The sequence below is a fragment of the Mesorhizobium sp. B2-3-12 genome, assembly GCF_006442205.1.
In the GTDB taxonomy this organism is placed as follows: Bacteria; Pseudomonadota; Alphaproteobacteria; order Rhizobiales; family Rhizobiaceae; genus Mesorhizobium.
The window spans coordinates 253,277-276,421 of sequence record NZ_VFVR01000001.1; the positions used below are offsets into that span (position 1 = coordinate 253,277).

25 protein-coding genes and 1 pseudogene are annotated in these 23,145 nt (G+C 62.8%); 12 read left to right on the top strand and 14 right to left on the bottom strand.

The features are described from left to right. Positions 1-59 precede the first annotated feature (59 nt). The 3 genes from FJ948_RS01365 to FJ948_RS01375 all read right to left on the bottom strand — a co-directional run bounded on the left by FJ948_RS01365 (position 60) and on the right by FJ948_RS01375 (position 2,576). Entirely contained in the window at positions 60-1,472 is a 1,413-nt protein-coding gene (locus tag FJ948_RS01365; RefSeq protein WP_181173531.1) for a circularly permuted type 2 ATP-grasp protein, read from the bottom strand. A gap of 171 nt (positions 1,473-1,643) precedes the next feature. Next, on the bottom strand, positions 1,644-1,880 hold the full coding sequence (locus FJ948_RS01370) for an Lrp/AsnC family transcriptional regulator (RefSeq protein WP_010909609.1): 237 nt from the start codon (positions 1,878-1,880) through the stop codon (positions 1,644-1,646). Between the two features lie 81 nt (positions 1,881-1,961). After that, positions 1,962-2,576, bottom strand: coding sequence for a DsbA family protein (locus FJ948_RS01375; RefSeq protein WP_140702182.1), 615 nt, complete (start codon positions 2,574-2,576; stop codon positions 1,962-1,964). Positions 2,577-2,770: 194 nt separating this feature from the next. Between FJ948_RS01375 and FJ948_RS01380 the strand changes: the two genes are divergently transcribed. Further along, complete coding sequence (locus tag FJ948_RS01380) at positions 2,771-3,190, top strand: DUF4864 domain-containing protein (RefSeq protein WP_140701426.1); 420 nt, start codon at positions 2,771-2,773, stop codon at positions 3,188-3,190. 20 nt (positions 3,191-3,210) lie between these two features. Here FJ948_RS01380 and tgt read toward each other — a convergent pair whose 3' ends face one another. The 7 genes from tgt to coaD all read right to left on the bottom strand — a co-directional run bounded on the left by tgt (position 3,211) and on the right by coaD (position 7,792). Then, positions 3,211-4,341: a tRNA guanosine(34) transglycosylase Tgt gene (gene tgt, locus FJ948_RS01385; RefSeq protein ID WP_140701427.1), complete on the bottom strand. Its 1,131-nt coding sequence runs from the start codon at positions 4,339-4,341 to the stop codon at positions 3,211-3,213. Then, on the bottom strand, positions 4,334-4,603 hold the full coding sequence (locus FJ948_RS01390) for a hypothetical protein (RefSeq protein WP_135880445.1): 270 nt from the start codon (positions 4,601-4,603) through the stop codon (positions 4,334-4,336). Before FJ948_RS01390 ends, tgt begins: the two co-directional genes overlap by 8 nt. Next, complete coding sequence (gene queA, locus FJ948_RS01395) at positions 4,593-5,678, bottom strand: tRNA preQ1(34) S-adenosylmethionine ribosyltransferase-isomerase QueA (protein WP_140701428.1); 1,086 nt, start codon at positions 5,676-5,678, stop codon at positions 4,593-4,595. Before queA ends, FJ948_RS01390 begins: the two co-directional genes overlap by 11 nt. Positions 5,679-5,684: 6 nt before the next feature. Beyond that, positions 5,685-6,134, bottom strand: coding sequence for a DMT family transporter (locus FJ948_RS01400; RefSeq protein ID WP_140701429.1), 450 nt, complete (start codon positions 6,132-6,134; stop codon positions 5,685-5,687). A 12-nt stretch (positions 6,135-6,146) separates the two neighbouring features. Continuing rightward, positions 6,147-6,659: a peptidylprolyl isomerase gene (locus FJ948_RS01405; protein WP_015317720.1), complete on the bottom strand. Its 513-nt coding sequence runs from the start codon at positions 6,657-6,659 to the stop codon at positions 6,147-6,149. Between the two features lie 26 nt (positions 6,660-6,685). Then, positions 6,686-7,180, bottom strand: coding sequence for a peptidylprolyl isomerase (locus FJ948_RS01410; protein ID WP_246677453.1), 495 nt, complete (start codon positions 7,178-7,180; stop codon positions 6,686-6,688). A gap of 111 nt (positions 7,181-7,291) precedes the next feature. Then, positions 7,292-7,792 (bottom strand): pantetheine-phosphate adenylyltransferase, encoded by a 501-nt coding sequence (gene coaD, locus FJ948_RS01415; RefSeq protein WP_140701431.1) that lies wholly within the window; start codon positions 7,790-7,792, stop codon positions 7,292-7,294. A 194-nt stretch (positions 7,793-7,986) separates the two neighbouring features. Between coaD and FJ948_RS01420 the strand changes: the two genes are divergently transcribed. Next, complete coding sequence (locus tag FJ948_RS01420; protein ID WP_081714296.1) at positions 7,987-8,139, top strand: hypothetical protein; 153 nt, start codon at positions 7,987-7,989, stop codon at positions 8,137-8,139. Between the two features lie 61 nt (positions 8,140-8,200). On the opposite strand, the gene gyrA is transcribed toward FJ948_RS01420, so the two are convergent. After that, positions 8,201-11,005: a DNA gyrase subunit A gene (gene gyrA, locus FJ948_RS01425; RefSeq protein ID WP_140701432.1), complete on the bottom strand. Its 2,805-nt coding sequence runs from the start codon at positions 11,003-11,005 to the stop codon at positions 8,201-8,203. 175 nt (positions 11,006-11,180) lie between these two features. On the opposite strand from gyrA, the pseudogene FJ948_RS01430 reads away from it, so the two are divergent. Together FJ948_RS01430 and FJ948_RS01435 are read left to right on the top strand one after the other, a co-directional pair. Continuing rightward, positions 11,181-12,865 (top strand): annotated as a pseudogene (locus FJ948_RS01430) (SulP family inorganic anion transporter). Then, complete coding sequence (locus tag FJ948_RS01435) at positions 12,862-13,482, top strand: ParB-like protein (RefSeq protein WP_140701433.1); 621 nt, start codon at positions 12,862-12,864, stop codon at positions 13,480-13,482. Before FJ948_RS01430 ends, FJ948_RS01435 begins: the two are co-directional and overlap by 4 nt. An 18-nt stretch (positions 13,483-13,500) precedes the next feature. On the opposite strand, the gene FJ948_RS01440 is transcribed toward FJ948_RS01435, so the two are convergent. Next, positions 13,501-14,331: an AraC family transcriptional regulator gene (locus FJ948_RS01440; RefSeq protein WP_140701434.1), complete on the bottom strand. Its 831-nt coding sequence runs from the start codon at positions 14,329-14,331 to the stop codon at positions 13,501-13,503. An 85-nt stretch (positions 14,332-14,416) separates the two neighbouring features. Between FJ948_RS01440 and FJ948_RS01445 the strand changes: the two genes are divergently transcribed. After that, positions 14,417-14,953, top strand: a complete 537-nt coding sequence (locus tag FJ948_RS01445) for a hypothetical protein (protein ID WP_140701435.1) — start codon at positions 14,417-14,419, stop codon at positions 14,951-14,953. 293 nt (positions 14,954-15,246) lie between these two features. Next, entirely contained in the window at positions 15,247-15,876 is a 630-nt protein-coding gene (locus tag FJ948_RS01450; RefSeq protein ID WP_140701436.1) for a MarC family protein, read from the top strand. A 17-nt stretch (positions 15,877-15,893) separates the two neighbouring features. On the opposite strand, the gene FJ948_RS01455 is transcribed toward FJ948_RS01450, so the two are convergent. Continuing rightward, complete coding sequence (locus FJ948_RS01455; RefSeq protein ID WP_140701437.1) at positions 15,894-16,319, bottom strand: OsmC family protein; 426 nt, start codon at positions 16,317-16,319, stop codon at positions 15,894-15,896. 115 nt (positions 16,320-16,434) lie between these two features. After that, complete coding sequence (locus tag FJ948_RS01460; RefSeq protein ID WP_140701438.1) at positions 16,435-16,965, bottom strand: single-stranded DNA-binding protein; 531 nt, start codon at positions 16,963-16,965, stop codon at positions 16,435-16,437. 226 nt (positions 16,966-17,191) lie between these two features. On the opposite strand from FJ948_RS01460, the gene FJ948_RS01465 reads away from it, so the two are divergent. From FJ948_RS01465 to FJ948_RS01490, 6 genes are all read left to right on the top strand, one after another. After that, positions 17,192-17,506 carry a metalloregulator ArsR/SmtB family transcription factor gene (locus FJ948_RS01465; RefSeq protein WP_140701439.1) on the top strand — a complete coding sequence of 105 codons (315 nt, stop codon included), beginning with the start codon at positions 17,192-17,194 and terminating at the stop codon, positions 17,504-17,506. Next, complete coding sequence (locus tag FJ948_RS01470; RefSeq protein ID WP_140701440.1) at positions 17,503-17,970, top strand: SRPBCC domain-containing protein; 468 nt, start codon at positions 17,503-17,505, stop codon at positions 17,968-17,970. The genes FJ948_RS01465 and FJ948_RS01470 overlap by 4 nt, the downstream gene beginning before the upstream one ends. A gap of 23 nt (positions 17,971-17,993) precedes the next feature. Beyond that, positions 17,994-18,599 (top strand): ATP-dependent Clp protease proteolytic subunit, encoded by a 606-nt coding sequence (locus tag FJ948_RS01475; RefSeq protein ID WP_140701441.1) that lies wholly within the window; start codon positions 17,994-17,996, stop codon positions 18,597-18,599. A gap of 99 nt (positions 18,600-18,698) precedes the next feature. Beyond that, positions 18,699-18,998 carry a hypothetical protein gene (locus tag FJ948_RS01480; RefSeq protein ID WP_140701442.1) on the top strand — a complete coding sequence of 100 codons (300 nt, stop codon included), beginning with the start codon at positions 18,699-18,701 and terminating at the stop codon, positions 18,996-18,998. A 696-nt stretch (positions 18,999-19,694) separates the two neighbouring features. Beyond that, positions 19,695-22,616 (top strand): excinuclease ABC subunit UvrA, encoded by a 2,922-nt coding sequence (uvrA, locus tag FJ948_RS01485; RefSeq protein ID WP_140701443.1) that lies wholly within the window; start codon positions 19,695-19,697, stop codon positions 22,614-22,616. After that, positions 22,616-23,122: a GNAT family N-acetyltransferase gene (locus tag FJ948_RS01490; protein WP_140701444.1), complete on the top strand. Its 507-nt coding sequence runs from the start codon at positions 22,616-22,618 to the stop codon at positions 23,120-23,122. Before uvrA ends, FJ948_RS01490 begins: the two co-directional genes overlap by 1 nt. Positions 23,123-23,145 lie beyond the last annotated feature (23 nt).

Below are 23,145 nucleotides of genomic sequence, written 5' to 3' on the forward strand. Positions count from 1 at the left end.
TAGAATATGGCATTTCGTCCCTCTTTGCCTCACGACTGACTAGTCCCTACTCACTCATCTCAATCATCCAGCACCCAGGTATCCTTGGTGCCGCCGCCTTGCGAGGAATTGACGACCAGCGAGCCTTCCTTGAGCGCGACGCGCGTCAGCCCACCAGGTACGATCTGGATGCGGTCGGAAACCAGAACATAAGGCCGCAAGTCGACGTGACGCGGCGCCAGGCCCTTTTCAGTCAGGATCGGGCAGGTTGAGAGGGCAAGCGTCGGCTGGGCGATGTAATTAGACGGTTTGGCCTGCAGCTTCTTGGCAAAATCCTGGCATTCCTTCTTGGTCGCCGCCGGCCCGACCAGCATGCCGTAGCCGCCCGAGCCATGGACTTCCTTGATCACCAGTTCGTGGATGTGTTCGAGCACGTATTTCAGGCTGTCCGGCTCCGAACAGCGCCAGGTCGGGATGTTGCCGAGGATTGCCTTGCGGCCGGTATAGAATTCGACGATCTCGGGCATGTAGGAATAGATCGCCTTGTCGTCGGCAATGCCGGTTCCCGGCGCGTTGGCAATAGTGATGTTGCCGGCGCGGTAGACATCCATGATGCCGGGTATGCCAAGAGCCGAATCCGGCCGGAAGGTCAGCGGGTCGAGGAAGGAATCATCGACGCGGCGGTAAAGCACGTCGATCTGCTTGTAGCCTTCGGTGGTGCGCATCGCGACATGGCCGTCGACGACCCGCAGATCCTGGCCCTCCACCAGTTGCACACCCATCTGGTCGGCCAGGAAAGCGTGTTCGAAATAGGCGGAATTGAAGCTGCCGGGTGTCAGCACGGCGATGGTCGGCGCGCCCTTCGTACTCTGCGGGCGAACCGCCGCCAGCGACTGGCGCAGCAGCTGCGGGTAGTTCTCCACCGGTCGCACCTTGATCTTTTGGAACAGCTCGGGAAAGAGCTGCATCATCGTTTCGCGGTTCTCCAGCATGTAGGAGACACCGGACGGGGTGCGCGCATTGTCTTCCAGAACGTAGAATTCGTCCTCGCTGATGCGCACGATATCGACGCCGATGATGTGGGTGTAGACGCCGGCCGGCGGCCGCACGCCGATCATCTCCGGCAGGAAAGCCTCGTTTTTGGCGATCAGGTCCCGGGGGACGCGGCCGGCGCGCAGGATTTCCTGGCGATGGTAGATGTCGTCGAGGAAGGCGTTCAGAGCCTGCACGCGCTGCTCGATGCCTTGCGTCAGCCTGCGCCACTCATTGCCTGAAATGATGCGTGGGACGATATCGAATGGGATCAGCCGTTCGGAGGCTTCCTGCTCGCCATAGACGGCGAAGGTGATGCCGGTCTTGCGGAAGACGCGTTCGGCGTCCTGCATCTTCTCGGTAAGCCTGGCTGGATCCTGCTCCTTCAGCCAGCGATCGTAAGCCGAATACGGTCTTCTCAGTCCGGATACCTCCGGAAGCATTTCATCGAACGCTGCCAATCGCATACTCCCCTGTGACGCCATTTCACTGGCGTCGCCCGAGAAAATCAAGCGCAATCGATGATTTGGGGTAAGCGGACGATCAGTATGTTGCGGCTGCCTAAAATTAAGGCAGCCGCAACAAGCGCTTGATCAGCCTTTGCCTCGTGCCCGGGCAAGCGCCTCGAGCTGCTAGAAGGCGCGGAAGGTGACGACGGTGAACGTGTCCTTGATGCCGGGGAGAATCTGCACCTTCTCATTGACGAAATGGCCGACGTCTTCCTCATCGTCGACATAGAATTTGGCGAGCAGATCGTAGTTGCCGGCGGTGGAGTAGATTTCCGAGGCGATCTCGGCGTCGGCAAGCGCGCTGGCAACCTCATAGGATTTGCCCAACTCGCATTTGATCTGCACGAAAAACGCCTTCATGGCTTCGTCCCGCTAAACTTCCAGGTCCAAGCGGCCCTTCTGGCAGACTGGAGGCGGGCTTTCAAGCGTTGGAATCCGCACTTAGCCGGCGCGAGCCCTGGCCACGGCCTCGCGCAGCTCCGCAACCGGCATGCCGCGCTTGAACAGCCTGCCACCGATCACCAATGCCGGCGTACCCTGCAGCCTGAACCCCGCGGCCTGGGCGTCGTTGCGCGACAGCAAGGCATCGATCCGCGGCTGGTGGCCGGCGAGACCGGTGCGCGCCTTTGCAACATCGACGCCGACAGATCCGAGAATATCGTCGGTGCGACGCTCGGAAAGCCCACGCTCATTGGCCATCAGCGCATCCACCGCGGCTGCATAGTGGTCGCCGGCCGACAAAGCCATCCTTGCGGCATTGCGCGAGACATCGCCAAAGATCGGCCAGTCCTTCATCACCAGCCGGATGCCGCCATCCTCGGCCATCAGCTTCTTCAGCTCGACAAAGACCAGCTTGCAGATAGGGCATTGATAATCGACGAATTCGGCGATGGTCACATCGCCCTCGGGATTGCCCAGTGCCGGGATCGCCGGATCGAAGGCCACCTCGGTGACAGTCGGCGCCGCCCTCGCCCAGGCCGGCAGCGGAGCCAGGGCGACAAGACTGGCGGCACCTTTCAGCAACAGGCGTCTACCAACCGGATGCGTGAAAATCATGTGTCCCACTGCACGCTCCTTCCCCGAATGTACGATGGGCGCCCGGTCTTAAAGGAAGCTTAAGCATAAGGAATCCGGCACGACGAGTACGAATATCGGCGGCCGCTGAAACCGTGAAGCGCCCTCGCGCGTATGTTACGATGTCTCCTGAAAAACGTTTCTGGAGGCGGTTCGAGGGACGTTGGAGACAGGCCATGCGCCGCGGCATTTTCGCATTCGCGTTCGTTTCGCTCATGCTGGCTTCCCCGGCATTTGCCGGAGATGCCGAGGTTCAGGCTGGCCAGGCCGTCATCGACGGTCAATTGAAGGCGCTCATCGCCAATGACGGCGCCAAGGCATACAGCTTCGCCGCTCCGAACGTGAAGCAGGTTTTCCCGACCGTCGATGCCTTCATGAACATGGTGACCAACGGCTACCCGCCGGTGCGCAAGCCACAGTCCTACTCTTTCGGCAAGGTCGAGCAGACTGGTCCCGGTTCGATCGTCCAGCAGGTGCTGATCGTGGGCCCCGACGGCAAGGATTATGAGGCGGTCTATACGCTGCAGCAGCAGCCTGACGGCACATTCCAAATCACCGGCTGCAGCTTGCGGGCATCGAACTCGCTCAGCACCTGAACGGCTACGGCACCGGGGCGTTACAGCGCCGGGATATCGCCCCTGGCCCAGCCCTCGGCGATCTCGGCTCCACGCGCCTCGAAGGCGCCGGCTTCGATTGCGGCCCGGATGTCCTGCATCAACTTCTGATAATAGGACAGATTGTTCCAGGTCAGCAGCATCGCGCCCAGCGCCTCCTGCGAACGCACGAGATGGTGTAGATAGGCGCGCGAATAATCGCGTGCGGCGGGGCAATCACTCTCTTCGTCGAGCGGGCGCGGATCGTCGGCATGCCGGGCGTTGCGCAGATTGACCTTGCCGCGCCTGGTATAGGCAAGGCCGTGCCGGCCAGCCCGCGTCGGCATCACGCAGTCGAACATGTCGATGCCGCGCGCCACTGATTTCAAGATATCGTCCGGCGTGCCGACGCCCATGAGATAGCGCGGCTTGTCCGCGGGCAGTTCGGGACAGGTGATGTCGAGCATGTCGAGCATCACGGCTTGCGGTTCGCCGACAGCCAGGCCGCCAACCGCGTAGCCCTTGAGGTTCATCGCGCCCAATGCCTGCGCCGAACGCACCCTGAGTGTTGCATTGTCACCGCCCTGCACGATACCGAACATCGCCTTGCCCGGCTGGTCGCCGAACGCCATCTTGCAGCGCTCGGCCCAGCGCAGCGACAGTTCCATGGCGCGCTCGATCTCTTTCAATTCGGCCGGCAGCGCCGTGCATTCGTCGAGCTGCATCTGGATGTCGGAATCGAGAAGTCCCTGGATCTCGATCGACCGTTCCGGCGACATCTCATAGGCGGCGCCGTCGATATGCGAGCGGAAGGTGACGCCCTTTTCCGTCAGCTTCCTCAACTTAGACAGCGACATCACCTGGAAACCGCCACTGTCGGTCAGGATCGGATGCGGCCAGCGGGCGAATTCGTGCAGCCCGCCAAGCCGCGCCACGCGCTCGGCGCCGGGGCGCAACATCAGGTGATAGGTGTTGCCCAGGATGATGTCGGCGCCGACGCCGCGCACCTGGTCCATATACATGGCCTTGACCGTGCCGCCGGTGCCGACCGGCATGAAGGCCGGCGTGCGGATTTCGCCGCGCGGCATGTCGATCAGGCCACGCCGCGCCTTGCCGTCGGTCGCCAGAACCTTGAAGGTGAACGTCTCAGCCATTGAATTCCTTGTCGTGGACCGGGGCATCCGGCGCCTGCCTGTCGAGCGACTGGCGGTATTGGATGCAGCCGCGCATGAATTTTGGCCAGGGCGGCACGGCGATCGCCGGCTCGGTCTTTTCAGGCAGCAGGTCCCACAGGTCGGGGTGATGCCAGCAAAGATCATGGCCCGAAGTATCGCGGTGGGCGCGGATGCCGGCGCGCAGCTTTTTCACTTCCGCGACAAGGCTTTCGCGATCGAGGGTTTGCAGATCATCGTCCATCGTTCTTCTCCCTGAACAGAAGACTGGCGTCTCCATAGGAATAGAACCTGTAGCCGCTCTCGATGGCGTGCGCATAGGCCGCTCGCATCGTGTCGAGGCCGCTGAAGGCCGAGACCAGCATGAACAATGTCGAGCGCGGCAGATGGAAATTGGTCATCAGCATGTCGGCGGTGCGAAAACGGTAGCCGGGCGTGATGAAGATATCGGTGGGGCCGGACCAGGCAGCCAGCGTACCGTCTTCACGCGCCGCGCTCTCAAGCAGGCGCAGCGACGTCGTGCCGACGGCAATGATGCGCCCGCCCCTCGCCTTGGCCGCGTTGAGCGCCCTGGCTGTCGCTTCGCTGACCGAGCCGATCTCGGCGTGCATCTTGTGGTCGGCGGTGTCGTCCGCCTTCACCGGCAGGAACGTACCGGCGCCGACATGCAGCGTGACGAAATGGCGCTCGACCCCCTTGGCGTCGAGCGCGGCAAAAAGCTCCGGCGTGAAATGCAGGCCGGCGGTGGGCGCCGCAACCGCGCCTTCTTCCCGGGCATAGATGGTCTGGTAATCGGCGCGATCGCGCTCGTCGTCATCGCGCTTCGAGGCGATATAGGGCGGCAGCGGGATGTGGCCGACGGCGTGCAGCGCCTCATCGAGGAAAGGCCCCGCTAGGTCGAAGCCAAGCAACGCTTCGCCGCCCTCGCCCTTCTCGATCACAGTCGCGTCGAGCTGGCCGAGGAAACAGGAATTGCCGTCATGGCCGAAATGGATGCGGTCGCCGGCGGCGATACGCTTGCCCGGCCGCATGAACGCCAGCCATCGATCCGGCGCCACGCGCATGTGCAGCGTGGCCTCGACCTGCGCCTCTGCCTCGCCACGCCGCCTGATGCCCTTGAGCTGTGCGGGGATGACCTTGGTGTCGTTGAAGACCAGCACGTCGCCGGCACGGAGCAAGGATGGCAGGTCGCCGACGGTCCGGCCTTCCAGCCCTTCGCCCGGCTTGACCACTAGCATCCTGGCGCTGTCGCGCGGTTCCGCCGGGCGAAGCGCGATGCGCTCCTCCGGCAGGTCGAAGTCGAAGAGGTCGACGCGCATCGGGGCTCAAAACAACCGGACGAGCAGCGCTCCGGCCAAGAGCAGTACTGCCCCGGCGATGCGGCCGAGCGAGATTTCACGCACCGCGACGCCAAGGAAGCCGACGCGGTCGATGAGCATGCCGGCGAGCAATTGACCAGCCACCAGGAATGCCATCAGCGCGGCGGCGCCGATGCGCGGCGTCAGGATGGTGGAGAGCGTGACATAGAAGCCGCCGAGCATGCCGCCGGCGACGAACAGCCACGGCGCCGGGGCCTTCCAGTCAAGCGAAATGCCTTGCAGCTTCACCACGGTGACCGAGATGATGCCAAGCACGATCGCGCCCGACAGGAACGAAAACGCGGCCGCCGCGACCGGGAGACCCAGGCCGCGCGCCAGCTGCGAGTTGATCGGCGCCTGAATGGCAATGAAGGCGCCGGACAGGATGCCGAGAAGCGACCAGACGACGCCCATCATTGTCGTTTCGCCTTACTTGACGTCCGCCGCGACCTTCAGCGACACGATCTTGTCGGGATCCTGCACCGGCTCGCCGCGCTTGATCTTGTCGACATTGTCCATGCCTTCGATGACCTGGCCCCAGACCGTGTATTGGCGGTTGAGGAAGGCTGCATCGTCGAAGCAGATGAAGAACTGCGAGTTGGCCGAGTTCGGGTTCTGCGAACGGGCCATCGAGCAGGTGCCGCGGCCGTGATTGGCGTTGGAGAATTCAGCCTTTAGGTCGGGCTTTTCCGAGCCGCCCATGCCCGCGCGCGACGGCGCGAAGGAGGGCTTGCTCGAATTGCCGAACTTGACGTCGCCGGTCTGCGCCATGAAGCCCTCAATGACGCGGTGGAAGACCACGCCGTCATAGGCGCCTTCCCTTGCCAGTTCCTTGATGCGGGCGACATGGCCGGGGGCCAAATCGGGAAACAGTTCGATGACGACCTTGCCCTTGGTCGTTTCCATGATGAGCGCGTTCTCGCGGTCCTTGATCTCAGCCATGTCAGATATCCTTTTGTAAAATGGAACTATTTGTCGGCGGCGATGCGCACCTTGATCATCCGGTCGGGATCGGTGACCGTGCCATTGTCCGCCTCGTCGCCCTTCTTGATCTTGTCCACCAGGTCCATGCCGCTGACGACATTGCCGATGATGGTGTACTGGCCATCGAGCGGCGGTGCCGGTGCGAACATGATGAAGAACTGCGAATTGGCGGAGTTCGGATCCTGCGAACGGGCCATGCCGACCACGCCGCGCTTGTAGTGCTCGGTCTGCGAGAATTCGGCCGGCAGATCAGGCAGGTCCGAGCCGCCGGTGCCGACGGCCTGGGCGTTAAATCCCTTCTCCATGTTGCCGAATTTGACGTCGCCGGTCTGCGCCATGAAGCCGCCGATGACGCGGTGGAAGGCGACATTGTCATAGGCATGATCACGCACGAGCTTCTTGATCTGCGCGACATGTTTGGGTGCCAGATCAGGGCGCAACGCAATGGTGACGTCGCCGCCCTTCAGCGTGATGATCATGGTGTTTTCCGGATCGGCGGCATGGGCCGACACCGATGCGGTCACGAGACCGGCAAGCACGACGAGGAACGAGGCAAGCTTCTTCAGCTGCATGGAAGGTCTCCGGAATTTCTATTTCGCGAATTTGGCGGTGAGCGCGCCGGCAACGGCAGCCGGCACGAAGGGGCGGATGTCGCCACCCATCGAGGCTATCTGGCGCACAAGTGTGGCGGTAATGGTGCGCACCGACGGGCTGGCGGGGAGAAAAACGGTCTGCAACTCCGGCGCCATGGTCTCGTTCATGCCGGCCATCTGCATCTCGTAGTCGAGGTCGGTCCCGTCGCGCAGGCCGCGGATCATGATCGAGGCGCCCTCTCTCCTGGCGGCGTCGATGACCAATCCATCAAAGGCGACAACCTTGATGCGGGCGCCATCGCTGCCAAATTCCGCCTTGGTCGCGGCTTCAATCAGCTTCACCCGTTCCTCGAAGGAAAACAGCGGTTTCTTGCCGGGATGAATGCCGATCGCGGCATAAACGATGTCGGCAACCGCCAGTGACGCCTTCAGCACATCGAGATGGCCATTGGTCAGCGGGTCGAAAGAGCCGGCATAAAGGGCGATGCGTTCGGTCATGGCGCAGCTTCTAGCGAGCCTTTCTCACAAAGGCAAATCCGATTGGCACGCGGGGCCGTGAACCTTTTCCGGCACATGAACGACAGATGAACACGCTGATCACGAAGCCTTCACGCAGCGTTCACTAGGTTGCACCTTAATAAGATGAAACCAAAATCCCACCTATCCGTTGTAAGGCGCAGGAGAACACGCATATGCTGATCTACATGCTCGCCACCGCAATGACCGTCGCCATGCTGATCGCCACAGTATTCGGGCTGCATCAGGAGGCACAGCGCATCCGCGTCAAGGCAAACACCAAGCGCTTCGAAGGCTTCGGCCCGCGCAAGCCGTATCGTCACTACTAAGTCAGTCTCGCATTGCTGCCGCGCCGGCCATTAGGCCGGCGTTGCTATGTCTGGCACAGGATTATTCGGCGCTATCCGGGCCGGCATCAGTCGTCGGATCGGATTCAGTGCCACTCTCGACGGCCTCTTCCACTTCCTCGTCCGATTGCGGCTCCGAAATCCGCTCGACCGAAACCACCTTTTCACCTTCAGCCGTGTTGAAGATGGTCACGCCCTTGGTGGCGCGGCTGGCGAAGCGGATGCCGTTGACAGGCACCCGGATGACGGTGCCGCCGTCCGACACCAGCATGATCTGATCGTCATTGCCGACCGGGAAGGTCGCCACCAGACGGCCGATCTCGGCCGTCTTCGAGACGTCGGTGGCGCGAATGCCCTTGCCGCCGCGTCCGGTCAGCCGGAAATCGTAGGACGAAGAGCGCTTGCCGTAGCCATATTCGGTCACCGTCAGCACATACTGTTCATGCGCCTTGAGGAATTCGTAGCGCTCGTCGGAAAGCTCCGTCTCCTCGCCGACCTCTTCATTGGTCAGCGCGATCTCTTCTTCCTCGCCGGCCGCGATGCCCGCGGCAAGACGCCGTTCGGCCGCGGCCCGCTTGAGATAGGCGGCGCGTTCGGCCGGCGGCGCGTCGACGTTCTCGATCACCGACATGGAGATGATGCGGTCGGTCTCGGCCATGGTGATGCCGCGCACGCCGACGGAGTTACGGCTCTGGAAGACACGCACGTCGCCGACCGAGAAGCGAATGCACTGGCCTGAGCTCGCCGTCAAAAGCACGTCGTCATTGTCGGTGCAGGTCTCGACGCCGAGGATCTCGTCGCCCTCCTCCTCCAGCTTCATGGCGATCTTGCCGTTGCGATTGACCTGGACGAAGTCGGACAGTTTGTTGCGGCGCACGGTGCCGCGCGTCGTGGCGAACATCACGTCGAGATCGCCCCAGCTGGTCTCGTCCTCGGGCAGCGGCATGATGGTGGTGATGCGCTCGCCCTGCTCCAGCGGCAGCATGTTGATCAGCGCCTTACCTCGCGACTGCGGGTTGCCGATCGGCAGGCGCCAGACCTTTTCCTTGTAGACGATGCCGTGCGAGGAGAAGAACAGCACCGGCGTATGCGTGTTGGCGACGAACAGCCTTGTGACGAAATCCTCTTCCTTGGTTGACATTCCGGAGCGGCCCTTGCCGCCGCGGCGCTGTGCCCGGTAGAGCGACAGCGGCACGCGCTTGATGTAGCCGGAATGGCTCACCGTCACGACCATGTCCTCGCGCTGGATCAGGTCCTCGTCTTCCATGTCCGCGCCACCGTCGGTGAGCTCGGTGCGGCGTGGCGTGCCGAACTCGTCGCGCACGGCGGCGAGCTCGTCCTTGACGATCTGCTGGATTCGGGCGCGGGACGACAGGATGTCGAGGTAGTCCTTGATCTCGTCGCCGATCGTGTTCAACTCATCGGCGATTTCGTCGCGGCCAAGCGCGGTCAGGCGCTGCAGGCGCAGTTCGAGGATGGCGCGCGCCTGTTCCTCGGACAGATTGTAGGTGCCGTCCTCATTGATGCGATGGCGCGGATCGTCGATCAGCAGGATCAGCGATTCGACATCGCCGGAGGGCCAGCGCCGCTCCATCAACTGCTCGCGCGCCGTCTGCGGATCCGGCGCGGTGCGGATGAGCTTGATCACCTCGTCGATATTGGCGACGGCGATGGCGAGGCCAACCAGAACATGGGCGCGGTCGCGCGCCTTGCGCAGCAGGAACTTTGTCCGCCGGCTGATCACTTCTTCGCGGAAGGTGACGAACGCCTTCAGCATGTCTGTGAGCGTCAGCAACTCCGGCTTGCCGCCATTGAGCGCCACCATATTGGCGCCAAAGGATGTCTGCAGCGGCGTGAAACGGTAAAGCTGGTTGAGGACCACGTCGGCGACGGCGTCGCGCTTCAGCTCAACCACGACCCGGTAGCCCTGGCGATCGCTTTCGTCGCGGATGTCGGAAATGCCCTCGATACGCTTGTCGCGCACCAGTTCGGCCATCTTCTCGATCATCGAGGCCTTGTTCACCTGGTAGGGAACCTCGGTGATGATGATCGATTCGCGGTCGTTGCCGCGCTGTTCGATATTGACCTTGCCGCGCATGACGACGGAGCCGCGCCCGGTCGAATAGGCGCTGTAGATGCCGGAACGGCCAAGCACGATGCCGCCGGTCGGGAAATCGGGACCCGGAATGATCTCCATCAGCGCCGGCAAGTCGATCGCTGGATTGTCGATGACGGCGATGGCGGCGTTGCAGACTTCACCGAGATTGTGCGGCGGGATGTTGGTGGCCATGCCGACCGCGATGCCGCCCGAGCCGTTGACCAGCAGATTGGGAAAGCGCGCCGGCAGAACCTTCGGCTCGGTGTCCGAAGCATCGTAGGTGTCCTGGAAATCGACGGTGTCCTTGTCGATATCCTCCAACAGCTCGTGCGCGACCTTGGTCAGGCGCGATTCGGTGTAGCGCATCGCCGCCGGCGGATCGCCATCGATGGAACCGAAATTGCCTTGCCCGTCGATCAGCGGCACGCGCAGCGACCAGTCCTGCGCCATGCGCACCAAGGCGTCATAGATCGAGGCATCGCCATGCGGATGGTATTTACCCATCACGTCGGCGACAGGACGTGCCGACTTCACATATTTGCGGTTCCAGTGGTAGCCGCTCTCATGGGCGGCGTAGAGAATGCGGCGGTGCACCGGCTTCAGGCCGTCGCGCACGTCGGGCAGCGCACGGCTGACGATCACGCTCATGGCGTAATCGAGATAGGAACGCTGCATCTCCTCGATGATGGAGATCGGCTCGATGCCGGTGGGTCCGCCGTCGGCGCCGCGCGGTGTCTTTTGGTCGGTCAAATCGGATCACAATCTAATCAGGAATCACTTGGTGCTTATATAGGATGCAAGGGCGAAACTCCAATGTCCGCGGCACTTTTCCAGTGTCATTTTTAGTGGTAATTTCAAAAGGATACCACTGATTGCGACGATATGGCCACGATGCTTTTCGCCGCCACCAAGGCAAAAGCCGGCAATGGACCAACTTCCTCGGACAAAAGCCGTGAGCGCGATCAACTGGAGCTCGTGGCTGCCTTTGCGGGCGCTGGTTGGCTGGACGCCGCGGGATCTCAATGGCGATCTGATCGCGGGCATAACATTGGCCGCCATCGCCATTCCCGAGCAGATGGCAACGGCCAGGCTCGGTGGCTTTGCGCCCGAGATCGGCTTCTTCGCCACCTTTCGGCCGGCGCGGATTCGACCATCACGCCTCTGTTCGCCGGCAGCTTGGCGCTGCTCGCCACCGCTGGCTCGGCGCATTATCTGGCGCTGGCCACCACGCTGGCGCTGATGGTTGGGCTGATCGTGATGCTGAGCGGTGTCTTTCGCCTTGGCTGGATTGCCGACCTGCTCTCCGTGCCGGTCACCACGGGCTTTCTGGCCGGCATCGCCGTCCACATCATCGTTTCGCAACTGCCCGGACTGCTCGGCCTGCCCGCCGAAAGCGGCGAAACCGTGCGGCGCATCGGCGAGATCGCCGGCAGCCTCCATCTCACCAACCCCTGGAGCCTGGCGCTCGGCCTTGGGGTATTCGCGATCGTGTTGTTTTCCGAGCGCATCAGCGCCCGCATCCCGGGCGCGCTGATCGGCATGGTGCTTGCCACGGCAGCGGTCGCCGTCTTCGGCCTCAAGGATCGTGGCGTCGAGGTGCTTGGCGCCTTGCCGAACGGCCTGCCGCGGGCAGGCTCGCCGCTGGCCGGTCTCGACGACGTGCAGGCGCTGGTTCCATTGGCCTTGCTGATCGCCATCGTCGTCATGGTGCAGACGGCCGCCACCTCCCGTTCCTTCGCCCCGCGGGGCGACGCGCCTGACGTTAACAGGGATTTCGTCGGTGTCGGCGCCGGCAGCATCGCGTCCAGCCTGTTCGGCGCCTTCGCGGTCAACGCCAGCCCGCCGCGCACGGCGATCGTCTCCCAGTCGGGCGGCCGCTCGCAACTCTCCGGCCTCATCGCCGCGGCGATCGTTCTGGCGCTGGGTGCCTTTGGCGGCGGTCTGCTCGCCGATGTTCCGCAGGCCGCCCTTGCCGGGGTTCTGATGTTCGTCGCCCAGCACATTCTGCGCTGGAAGGTTTTCGCCAGCGTCTACCGGCAGGCGCCGGTCGAATTCGCGTTGATTCTGATCACCATGGCGGCCATCGTCGTGCTGCCCATTGAAACCGGCGTGGCTATAGGCATCGGCCTGTCGCTGCTGCATGGGATCTGGAGCGCGACCCGGACGCTGCCGATCGAACTGGAACAAGTGCCGGGAACCTCGGTCTGGTGGCCGCCGGCCAAGCCGAGCGCTGGCGAACAACTTCCCGGCGTGCTGGTCGCCGCGTTCCAGGCGCCGCTGTCCTTCGTCAATGCCGACCGTTTCAAGCGCGGCTTTTGTGATCTGGTCGACGCCGGCCAGGGCGATGTGAAACTCGTCGTGCTGGAGGCCAGTAACATTGTCGAGATCGACTACACCGCCGCCCAGGCTTTGATCGAAACCATCACCCATTGCCGCAATGCGGGCGCAATATTCGCCATTGCTCGGATGGAATCGGTGCGTGCCCAGGCAGCCCTTGCGCGGTTCGGCATCATCGATCTCGTCGGCCCGCAGCGGATCTTTCACAGTGTCGATGCCGCCATCAGGGCTCTGCATTCCGGCCCGCCGGAAAACCAGGAGAGTGCGTCATGATCGTCCTGAGAGAGCCGCTGGTGACCCCGGTTCCGGTCGAGGAACTGCGGCCGACGCAGATTACCGTCGGCATGCGCGAGGTGGAGATCAAACGCCAGTTGATCCGCTCGCAGAGCGCCGCCAAGACAGGCGCGTTTCTGGGCAAGCACATGATCCCGGTCGTGTTGGGTCCCAAAAATCGCAACTACGTCACCGATCACCATCATCTTGCCCGCGCTTTGCTCGACGAAGGTATCGAGAATGTGCTCGTGACGGTGATCAGTGACCTGTCAGCGCTGGACAAGGACGCGTTCCTCTTCATGCTCGACAACCGCGGCTGGATGCACCCATTCGATGAAAATGGTCAACGCCGCGACTATACGGCCCTGCCGAAGACCATCGGCGGCCTCGTCGACGACCCTTACCGGAGTATGGCTGGCGAACTGCGCCGGCTGGGTGGCTACGCCAAGGACACCACCCCGTTCAGCGAATTCCTGTGGGCGGATTTTTTGCGCCGGCGCATCGACAAGGCTGCGGTGGCGAAAAATTTCGAAAAGGCGATGAAGGATGCGCTCGTGCTGGCCAAGGGCAAGGACGCGGACTATCTGCCCGGCTGGTGTGGTCCGACCATGGACTGATGCCGGCGGGGCAACTTTTCAGCTGCAGCCCGCGCGTCTGGCACGATACCGGCCCGGTGTCTCGCCCATGACCCGCCGAAACCGGCGGTTGAAGGTCGACAGATCGTTGAAACCGGCCTCGAAAGCAATTGCCGAAATGGCATCGTTCGACATGCGCAAGCGCACCGCAGCGCGGTGCAACCGGGTCCTGAGCAGGTATTGATAGGGCGTCATGCCGACGACCTGCCGGAAGGCGCGCAGGAAATGATAGGGGCTGGTCGCGGTACCGTCCGCCAGGGCTGAAAGCGAGATCGCAGCCTCGGCGTCCAGTTCGATCCGCCGTACCGCATCGGCAACCCGTTGCTGATCGCGGCGGCTCGGGCCTGGCCTGACATCGGTGACGCCGGACACCATGGACACGGCGACCCCCGCGATGCGCAGGCCGAGTTCCTCGAACGCATCCGCGTCGCCAATCTCGCGCGCGGCTTCCGCCTCGGCCAGCAACGGCGCCAGTGCCGGCGACGGCGGCAGGCGTGGGGCCGCGAAAGTGAGTGTCCTGGCGCCCGGTACATCGGCCACGATCCGGTCCATATAGGCAGGCCCGAAATGGAAAGAGAGGCAACGGTCGCCGCTGCCATGCTCGTGCCCGCACTCATAGCATGTGCCGGAATTGCCGAGCAGGAGACTGCCAGGCGCCAGCATTGCCGTGCCTTGCCGGGCGCGGTAGCGGAACGTGCCGCTGGTGACGGCCGCGACGCAGAAATCCCGATGCTCTTCCTCGACCGGCCGATCGCCGGCGCTGGCCGTGCAGATCACATCCGCCACGTGCCAGCCAGGTCCCGATGCAAGCGTATTCGCGGTCGCCGTCATGGCCGAAATATAGCAATTTTTCCCAAGCCCAAAACCCTGCCAGGGCCTATTCCTCGCGGTCTCCTGACAAGAAGAGGCCGCAGCCATGTTCGACCAATCCTCATTTGCCGAAGCCTTGCACAGTCCCGGACCGATCGAAGGGCTCGCTGAAAAACTGGACCTTTACGGCCGCTTCGTCGGCGCCTGGACGTTTGACGCCGCGCGCCATCTCGAAGACGGCACGGTGCTGACCGGCCGCGGCGAGGTGCATTTCGGCTGGGTGTTGGAGGGCCGCGCCATCCAGGATGTCTGGATCCTGCCCGCGCGTGACGCCGGCCCCTCGCTGTCGCTGGGCAAATGGACTTTTTACGGCACGACGCTCAGGGTCTACGACCCCGGCACGGACGCCTGGCACATCTTCTGGAGCGACCCGCGCAACCAGTATTTCAGCCGCCAGCTCGGCCGCGCCGAAGGCGACACCATCGTGCAGGTCGGCGCCGACGGCACCGGCGCCTCGGTGCGCTGGAGCTTTTCGCGCATCACCGAAAATTCCTTCCGGTGGCTCGGCGAGCGCTCGCAGGACGGCGCGGACTGGCACCTCGAAGTCGAATTCCTGGCGCAGCGCGAGAATGAAGCTCGATGAGTCTTCGAAAAGTCGCTCGAAATAATCGATGGCGATCCTTCGCGCCCCCTCTATCCGGCAGGACCGAGAGTGGCGCTGTCCCGCCAGCATAAAAAGGGAACCAGGCATTCACACCGCTGACAGTTCCCACCGGCCGGGCTTTGCTTTACCAATGTCCCCAACCAATTCCAAGAAAAGTGTGAAACGGTTTTCCGCCGGAATTGCGTCAAAAAAAGGAGATAAAGCGGGTCCGCGTTTCCACGAAACGCTGAGCCGCTCTAATACGGGCAAAGCCCGGTGGGAGGGGGTCAGCGATGCCGAGTTTCGACAGCCTGTTCAACGCCTTCGTCACCGTTCTCGTGACCATTGATCCGCCCGGGCTGGCGCCGCTGTTCCTAGCCGTGACACGCGGCATGAACCGGGAGGAACGCCAGCAGGTGTCGGTGCGCGCCTCGGTCATCGGCTTCCTGGTGATGGCGCTGTTCGCGGTGGCCGGCGCTTCGATCCTGTCGGTGTTCGGCATCACCCTGCCCGCCTTCCGCGTCGCCGGCGGCTTTCTCTTGTTCTTCATCGCCTTCGAAATGGTGTTCGAACGTCGTCAGGACCGCAAGGAGAAGATCGGCGACGTCGCCATCACCAAGGACATGATCCACAACATCGCCGCCTTCCCGCTGGCGATCCCGCTGATCGCCGGCCCCGGTGCGATTTCGGCGACCGTGCTGCTGTCGGGACATTTTGAAGGCTTTGCCGCCCAGGCGGCGCTGGTCGGCATCATCTTCGTCTGCCTCGTCATCACCTATCTGGTGTTCGTGCTGTCGGAACGCATCGACCGCATCCTCGGGCAGACCGGCCGCTCGATCCTGACTCGGCTGCTCGGCGTCATCCTGGCGGCGCTGGCGGTGCAGTTCGTGGCCGATGGTATCAAGGCGCTGATGGCTGGTTGAGCCGTATCCCTATTGCCCTACTTCGCCGTCGTATCGACGATCTCGAAATCATGCGTAAGCACGGCCGTCTTGGCCATCATGGCCGAGGCAGAGCAATATTTGTCGATCGAGAGGTCGATCGCGCGCTTGACCTTGTCGCGCGACAGCGCGCGGCCCTTGACGATGAAATGCATATGGATGCGGGTGAACACTTTCGGGTCGATTTCGGCCCGGTCGGCGTCGAGTTCGACCACGCAGTCCTCGACCGCCTCGCGGCCTTTTTCCAGGATATGAACAACATCATAAGCCGAGCAGCCGCCGGTGCCGATCAGCACCAGCTCCATCGGGCTCGGTCCCGGCGTCTTGCCTTCCGGGCTGGACGCCGTGCCCAGCACGAGCTCGTGGCCGCTACCCGACTCGCCGACGAAGGTGCGCTCCTCGACCCATTTTACCCGTGCCTTCATCGCCACGCCCTTTCAGTCCTTCGATCCCAAATCAACAACGCAAAACCCCGAAAGTCCATGCCGGACCCTCGGGGCACATCAAGCACAAGCGTTAGCCGTTTGGTACGGCTTCCGATCAGAACGGAATTTCGTCGTCCAGTTCGCGCGACGAACCGCCGCCACCACCGCCCCGGGGAGCACCGCCACCACCGCCGCCACGGTTGAACCCTTCGTTCGGGCTCGACTGACCGAAATCCGACCCACGGCTGTTGCCACCGCCGGAATAGCTCCCGACCTGGCCGCCCTCACCTTGGCCGCGCGCGTCGAGCATCTGCAGCTCGCCACGGAATTTCTGCAGCACGACTTCCGTCGTGTATTTGTCGGCGCCGGTCTGGTCCTGCCATTTGCGGGTCTGCAACTGGCCCTCGACATAGACCTTCATGCCCTTCTTCAGATACTGCTCCGCCACCTTGGCGATGCCCTCATTGAAGATCACCACGTTGTGCCACTCGGTCTTTTCCTTGCGCTCGCCGGAATTCTTGTCGCGCCAGCTTTCCGACGTGGCGATGCGGATATTGACGACCGGCTCGCCCGAATTCAGGCGGCGGATTTCAGGGTCGGCGCCGAGATTGCCGACCAGAATGACCTTGTTGACGCTACCCGCCATGATATTTCTCCGCGCTCATCCGAAACAAATTTTTGTCGCAGCACCTTACAGGTTACCGACGTCAGCCGCCTGCCAAGGCTGGCTTTTCCCACAAGGTTTTTGTTCCCTTTTCGTTCCTATATGGACCGCTGCTGATTGTCAAGGAATGGCAGCAATGGCCAAGGCCTTGATATGGGTTTCAAAACAGCGCTTGCCAAATCGATAAGTATCGACTTATGCTTTTGTCATGATCGAAGCAGAAATTTTCCGCGCCCTGGCCGACCCGACGCGCCGCGCCGTCTTCGAGCGCCTCGCGACCAGCGAGATGAGCGTGTCGGAACTGCGCAACGGCCTGACGGTGTCGCAGCCGGCCGTGTCGCAGCATCTGGCGGTGCTGCGTGGCGCCGGCCTCGTGGTCGAGCGGCGGGCCGGCCGCAACGCCTATTACCGCGCCGATCCGCGGGGGCTTGCCCCACTGCTCTCCTGGATTGAACGCTACCGGACGTTCTGGCCGGAACGCATCGAAAAGCTGAAGACGGTCTTGAAGGACATGGATCAATGAACGACCAAAGCGAAGTCGCGGCAGATGCGCTCGAATTCGAATATGACCTTGCCGAGCCGCCTGAAAAGGTGTGGCGGGCTTTGACCGTGCCGGAACTGCTCGCCGCCTGGATGATGCCCAATGACATCCGGCCACAGGCCGGCAGCCGCTTTGCCTTCGCCGGATCCGACGCGGCGATCGAATGCGAGATCCTCGACGCCGAGCCCGAGCGCCTGCTGCGCTATTCCTGGCGGGAGCAGTCGAGGGACGCCGCGCGGCGGGATCCGCTCGACAGCATCGTCACCTTCACGCTTGCCCGCACCGTTTCCGGTGGCACGCATCTGCGCATCGTCCATGACGGCTTTGCCCGCAAGGCGATGCCGGCTGTTGCCATGGCGGGCGCCGGCTGCCGGCTTTCGCTGCACGGAGCCGGAAAGCCCATCGTCGCCAACAACACGCCGCATCTTCTGCTGCGCGCGGCCTGAACACGGGAAATCGGAGAAGAAAAATGAGCGGTGTTGCCAGTCTGGTGCCGATGGTGATCGAGCAATCGAGCCGCGGCGAACGCGCCTTCGACATTTTCTCGCGGCTGCTGCGCGAGCGCATCGTCTTCATCAATGGCGAGATCAACGACGACGTCTCGGCGCTGGTCTGCGCGCAGCTCTTGTCGCTGGAATCGGACAATCCCGACAAGGAAATCTCGCTCTACATCAACTCTCCGGGCGGCGTGGTGACCAGCGGCTTCGCCATCTACGACACTATGCAGTATATCAGTTGCCCGGTGTCGACCGTGTGCATGGGATTCGCGGCCTCGATGGGATCGTTCCTGCTTATGGCGGGCACGCCGGGGCGCCGCATCGCGCTGCCCAACGCCACCATCCTGCTGCATCAGCCGCTCGGCGGCTTCCAGGGCCAGGCTTCCGACATCCAGCGCCATGCCGAGCGGATCAGCCAGACCAAACGCCACATGACCGAACTCTACGCCCAGCATTGTGGCCGCACTTACGAGGAGGTCGAACGCACGCTTGACCGCGACCATTTCATGACAGCGCGCGAGGCTCAGGCATGGGGCATTGTCGACCATGTCTTCGATACCCGCAAAAAGGCGGCGTGAAGCCCAAGCGGCGTGAAGGCCAAGTCGAATTCCTGCCGCTGTCGAAGATTTGACGATACCGGTCTGGTTCCGGTGGCGGCAGGTCCCTATAACAGGGAGATGACCGACACTCATCGATCCAGGACATCGCGCCGTGTCACCGCCGCCATGGCGCTCGCCATCGTCTGCCTTGCCTCCAGCCCGGCGCTTGCCGACGACGCCTCGTCGTCGGTGCAAAAGGGTGCCCTGCCCGGCGTGACCGGCGACTATCGCATCGCCAAGCCGGCCCCGGTGCCCGAACCCGACGACGCGTTCCCCAGCAGCGGCAACGGCCAGTTCAAGATCGGCAATACCGATGTCAGGATTTCCGGCAGCATCACCGTCGATGTCGGCGTTGGCGGGATCAAGCCGCCCAGATAGGCAAAAGCACAAGCCTGCCAAATCGAGCCCGCACAAAAGAACAGCCCCGCCGTGCCTGGGCAAACGGACGGGGCTTTTCTGGATCTCAAATCCATTTTTGCCGGGAGTGTACTGCCGGCGTTGGAATTCGGATGCTTCGCGGCATTCAGCCGACGATCCGACTAACGTCTCTGATTTTGGGGGATATGGCAGGTCACGGTCTGTCGGGTGGCGCAAACGCTATACCCTGGCACTTATGCCTGCCGCGGCTCCAACGAGACGTGGAGCCCTGGGGGACTGTCCGGTGGCGTCATGCTCCGCTCCTTTTGTCCGTTGCGACATTGCCGTCGCGAAGCGCAAATCGCAAATGCCTGCGGCGTCTCGCAGGCCGCCTTGGGGCGGCGAGGCCATCGATAGACGGCCGGCTTCGCTGACCTGAGGAGACTGCTCCCGTGAGCCGGCCGCGTCAACCATCAATAGCCGGTTACGGAAAATGTGATCGCCGGGAGGTTACGTCAGGGTCAGTTTCCGCACAGCTTTGTCAGGAGCGTGTTCGGCCTTTGTTCTTTCCGCTTGCCCCTTCCTGCGAAAGGCGGTTAAACGACTTCTGTCGAGAATTGTGGCGTCTCTCGACGTGGCGGCAAAAATACCTACATAGGGGATGGCCGGGGAAACCCGCCGATCCCACAAATTCCAGATCTGAGGCGGCGACCTGACATGGCCGACCATAAATACCTTTCCATTCGCGGGGCGCGCGAACACAATCTGAAGAATGTCGATCTCGATTTGCCGCGTGACAGCCTGATCGTCATGACCGGGCTGTCGGGGTCCGGCAAATCGTCGCTCGCCTTCGACACTATCTATGCCGAAGGCCAGCGCCGCTATGTCGAGAGCCTCTCGGCCTATGCCCGGCAATTCCTCGAAATGATGCAGAAGCCGGACGTCGACCAGATTGACGGTCTGTCGCCGGCCATCTCTATCGAGCAGAAGACGACCTCGAAGAACCCGCGCTCGACGGTCGGCACTGTCACCGAGATCTACGACTATATGCGGCTTCTGTTCGCGCGCGTCGGCGTGCCCTATTCGCCGGCCACCGGCCTGCCGATCGAGAGCCAGACGGTCAGCCAGATGGTCGACCGGGTGCTGGCGGTCGAGGAAGGCACACGGCTGTTCCTGCTGGCGCCGATCGTGCGCGGCCGCAAGGGCGAGTACCGCAAGGAACTGCTGGAGCTGCAGAAGAAGGGGTTCCAGCGCGTCAAGGTCGATGGCGTCTTCTATGAAATCGCTGAAGTGCCGGCGCTCGACAAGAAGTACAAGCACGACATCGATGTCGTCGTCGACCGCATCGTCGTGCGCGGCGATCTTGCCACGAGGCTTGCCGATTCCATCGAGACGGCGCTGAAGCTCGCAGAGGGGCTGGCGGTCGCCGAGTTCGCCGACAAGCCGCTCGATGCCAGCCAGACCGGCGAGGATTCGGTCAACAAATCCAAGAACGAGACGCATGAGCGCATCCTGTTCTCGGAAAAATTTGCTTGCCCGGTGTCCGGCTTCACCATCCCCGAGATCGAGCCCAGGCTGTTCTCCTTCAACAACCCGTTCGGCGCCTGCCCGACCTGCGACGGTCTCGGCAGCCAGCGCGCCATCGACCCCAATCTCGTGGTGCCGGACGAGAACGTGTCGCTGCGCGACGGTGCCGTCAGCCCGTGGGCGAAATCGACCTCGCCCTATTACTCGCAGACGCTCGAAGCATTGGGAAAAGCCTACAACTTCAAGCTCGGCGACAAGTTCAAGGATCTTTCCGCGCAGGCCCAGGAAGCGATCCTGCGCGGCACCGGCGAACGCGAAATCACCTTCCAGTATGATGATGGCCTGCGCTCCTACAAGACGACGAAGACCTTCGAGGGCGTCATCCCCAATCTCGAACGGCGCTGGAAGGAGACTGAATCCGCCTGGATGCGCGAGGAGATCGAGCGCTTCATGTCGGCAACGCCCTGCCCGGTCTGCAAGGGCTACCGGCTGAAGCCGGAAGCGCTGGCGGTGAAGATCGCCGGCAAGCACATCGGCGAAGTCACCGAACAGTCTATCCGCAACGCCGACAAGTGGTTCACCGACCTGCCGGCGCAGCTCAACGACAAGCAGAACGAGATCGCTGTCCGCGTCTTGAAGGAAATCCGCGAGCGCCTGCGCTTCCTCAACGATGTCGGGCTCGACTATCTCACGCTGTCGCGCAATTCCGGCACGCTGTCGGGCGGCGAAAGCCAGCGTATCCGGCTGGCCTCGCAGATCGGCTCGGGCCTGACCGGTGTGCTCTACGTGCTGGACGAGCCGTCGATCGGCCTGCACCAGCGCGACAACACGCGGCTGCTGGATACGCTGAAGCACCTGCGCGACATCGGCAACACGGTGATCGTCGTCGAGCATGACGAGGACGCCATCCTGCATGCCGACTATGTCGTAGACATGGGTCCGGCCGCCGGCATCCATGGCGGCGAAATCATCGCCCAGGGCACGCCTCAGCAGGTGATGGCCAATCCCAATTCGATCACCGGCAAATATCTGTCGGGTGCGTTGGAGGTGGCGACGCCAGCCATTCGGCGCGAGGCCAAGAAGAACCGGCGGCTGAAGATCGTCGGCGCACGCGGCAACAATCTCAAGAACGTCACCGCCGAAATCCCGCTCGGCACCTTCACCGCCGTCACCGGCGTGTCGGGCGGCGGCAAGTCGACCTTCCTGATCGAGACGCTGTTCAAGGCGGCCTCGCGCCGCATCATGGGTTCGCGCGAGCATCCGGCCGAGCATGACCGCATCGAAGGGCTCGAATTCCTCGACAAGGTCATCGACATCGACCAGTCGCCGATCGGGCGCACGCCGCGTTCGAACCCCGCCACCTACACCGGCGCCTTCACGCCGATCCGCGACTGGTTCGCGGGCCTGCCGGAAGCCAAGGCGCGCGGCTATCAGCCCGGGCGCTTCTCCTTCAACGTTAAGGGCGGCCGCTGCGAGGCCTGCCAGGGCGACGGCGTCATCAAGATCGAGATGCACTTCTTGCCCGACGTCTACGTCACCTGCGACGTCTGCCACGGCAAGCGCTACAATCGCGAGACGCTCGACGTCCTGTTCAAGGGCAAGTCGATCGCCGACGTGCTCGACATGACCGTCGAGGAAGGCGTCGATTTCTTCGCCGCCGTGCCCGGCGTGCGCGACAAGCTCGAGACGTTGAAGCAGGTTGGCCTCGGCTACATCCATATCGGCCAGCAGGCGACGACGCTGTCGGGCGGCGAGGCGCAGCGAATCAAGCTGGCCAAGGAACTGTCGCGCAAGGCGACCGGCAAGACGCTCTACATCCTCGACGAGCCGACCACCGGCCTGCATTTCCACGACGTCGCCAAACTGTTGGAAGTGCTGCACGAACTGGTAGACCAGGGCAACACGGTGGTCGTCATCGAGCACAATCTCGAGGTGATCAAAACCGCCGACTGGGTGCTTGACCTCGGCCCCGAGGGCGGTGACGGCGGTGGCGAACTTGTGGCCTCCGGCACGCCGGAAGCCATCGTGCGGGAAAAGCGCAGTTACACTGGCCAGTTCCTCAAGGAACTTCTGGAGCGGCGCCCCGGAGGCAAGCGCGAAGCGGCGGAGTGATGGGCAAGGATGGTCTCATCACGGTCCAGAGCCGCTTTGGCGTGAGGCTGGCCCATCTCGAAGATCTCGCCGCGGTCGTCGCGCTGACGCAAGCGGCCTATGCGCCCTATAACGCCATACTCGACGCACCACCGATCCCGGTTACCGAGGACTACGCGCCGCGCATTGCCCAGGGCGAGGTCTGGCTGCTGGAGAGCGGCGGCGTACTTGCCGGGCTGATCACACTGGAACGCAATCCTGACCACGCCATGATCTTCAGCGTCGCCGTTTCCCCTGCTTTTCAGGGCAAAAAACTCGGCATCGCGCTGCTCGATCACGCGGATGAACAGGCGCGCCTGTGGGGCGTGCCGGAGGTGCGGCTCTACACCAACGCCAAGATGGAACGGAACATCGCGCTCTATCTCGCCTATGGTTTTCACGAAACGGGTCGCCGACCCAATCCCTATCGGCCAGGGTGGATACTGGTCGACATGGCCAAACCCGTCGACAGGCCCACAGCGGCCTGATCGCTTTAGAAATCTGGGAGGAC

Coding starts and splice junctions, on each gene's coding strand:
- FJ948_RS01370 (WP_010909609.1), bottom strand. CDS start 1,880: ATGAAGGCGTTTTTCGTGCAGATCAAATGCGAGTTGGGCAAATCCTAT.
- FJ948_RS01375 (WP_140702182.1), bottom strand. CDS start 2,576: ATGATTTTCACGCATCCGGTTGGTAGACGCCTGTTGCTGAAAGGTGCC.
- FJ948_RS01380 (WP_140701426.1), top strand. CDS start 2,771: ATGCGCCGCGGCATTTTCGCATTCGCGTTCGTTTCGCTCATGCTGGCT.
- tgt (WP_140701427.1), bottom strand. CDS start 4,341: ATGGCTGAGACGTTCACCTTCAAGGTTCTGGCGACCGACGGCAAGGCG.
- FJ948_RS01390 (WP_135880445.1), bottom strand. CDS start 4,603: ATGGACGATGATCTGCAAACCCTCGATCGCGAAAGCCTTGTCGCGGAA.
- queA (WP_140701428.1), bottom strand. CDS start 5,678: ATGCGCGTCGACCTCTTCGACTTCGACCTGCCGGAGGAGCGCATCGCG.
- FJ948_RS01400 (WP_140701429.1), bottom strand. CDS start 6,134: ATGATGGGCGTCGTCTGGTCGCTTCTCGGCATCCTGTCCGGCGCCTTC.
- FJ948_RS01405 (WP_015317720.1), bottom strand. CDS start 6,659: ATGGCTGAGATCAAGGACCGCGAGAACGCGCTCATCATGGAAACGACC.
- FJ948_RS01410 (WP_246677453.1), bottom strand. CDS start 7,180: ATGATCATCACGCTGAAGGGCGGCGACGTCACCATTGCGTTGCGCCCT.
- coaD (WP_140701431.1), bottom strand. CDS start 7,792: ATGACCGAACGCATCGCCCTTTATGCCGGCTCTTTCGACCCGCTGACC.
- FJ948_RS01420 (WP_081714296.1), top strand. CDS start 7,987: ATGCTGATCTACATGCTCGCCACCGCAATGACCGTCGCCATGCTGATC.
- FJ948_RS01435 (WP_140701433.1), top strand. CDS start 12,862: ATGATCGTCCTGAGAGAGCCGCTGGTGACCCCGGTTCCGGTCGAGGAA.
- FJ948_RS01440 (WP_140701434.1), bottom strand. CDS start 14,331: ATGACGGCGACCGCGAATACGCTTGCATCGGGACCTGGCTGGCACGTG.
- FJ948_RS01445 (WP_140701435.1), top strand. CDS start 14,417: ATGTTCGACCAATCCTCATTTGCCGAAGCCTTGCACAGTCCCGGACCG.
- FJ948_RS01450 (WP_140701436.1), top strand. CDS start 15,247: ATGCCGAGTTTCGACAGCCTGTTCAACGCCTTCGTCACCGTTCTCGTG.
- FJ948_RS01455 (WP_140701437.1), bottom strand. CDS start 16,319: ATGAAGGCACGGGTAAAATGGGTCGAGGAGCGCACCTTCGTCGGCGAG.
- FJ948_RS01460 (WP_140701438.1), bottom strand. CDS start 16,965: ATGGCGGGTAGCGTCAACAAGGTCATTCTGGTCGGCAATCTCGGCGCC.
- FJ948_RS01465 (WP_140701439.1), top strand. CDS start 17,192: ATGATCGAAGCAGAAATTTTCCGCGCCCTGGCCGACCCGACGCGCCGC.
- FJ948_RS01470 (WP_140701440.1), top strand. CDS start 17,503: ATGAACGACCAAAGCGAAGTCGCGGCAGATGCGCTCGAATTCGAATAT.
- FJ948_RS01475 (WP_140701441.1), top strand. CDS start 17,994: ATGAGCGGTGTTGCCAGTCTGGTGCCGATGGTGATCGAGCAATCGAGC.
- FJ948_RS01480 (WP_140701442.1), top strand. CDS start 18,699: ATGACCGACACTCATCGATCCAGGACATCGCGCCGTGTCACCGCCGCC.
- uvrA (WP_140701443.1), top strand. CDS start 19,695: ATGGCCGACCATAAATACCTTTCCATTCGCGGGGCGCGCGAACACAAT.
- FJ948_RS01490 (WP_140701444.1), top strand. CDS start 22,616: ATGGGCAAGGATGGTCTCATCACGGTCCAGAGCCGCTTTGGCGTGAGG.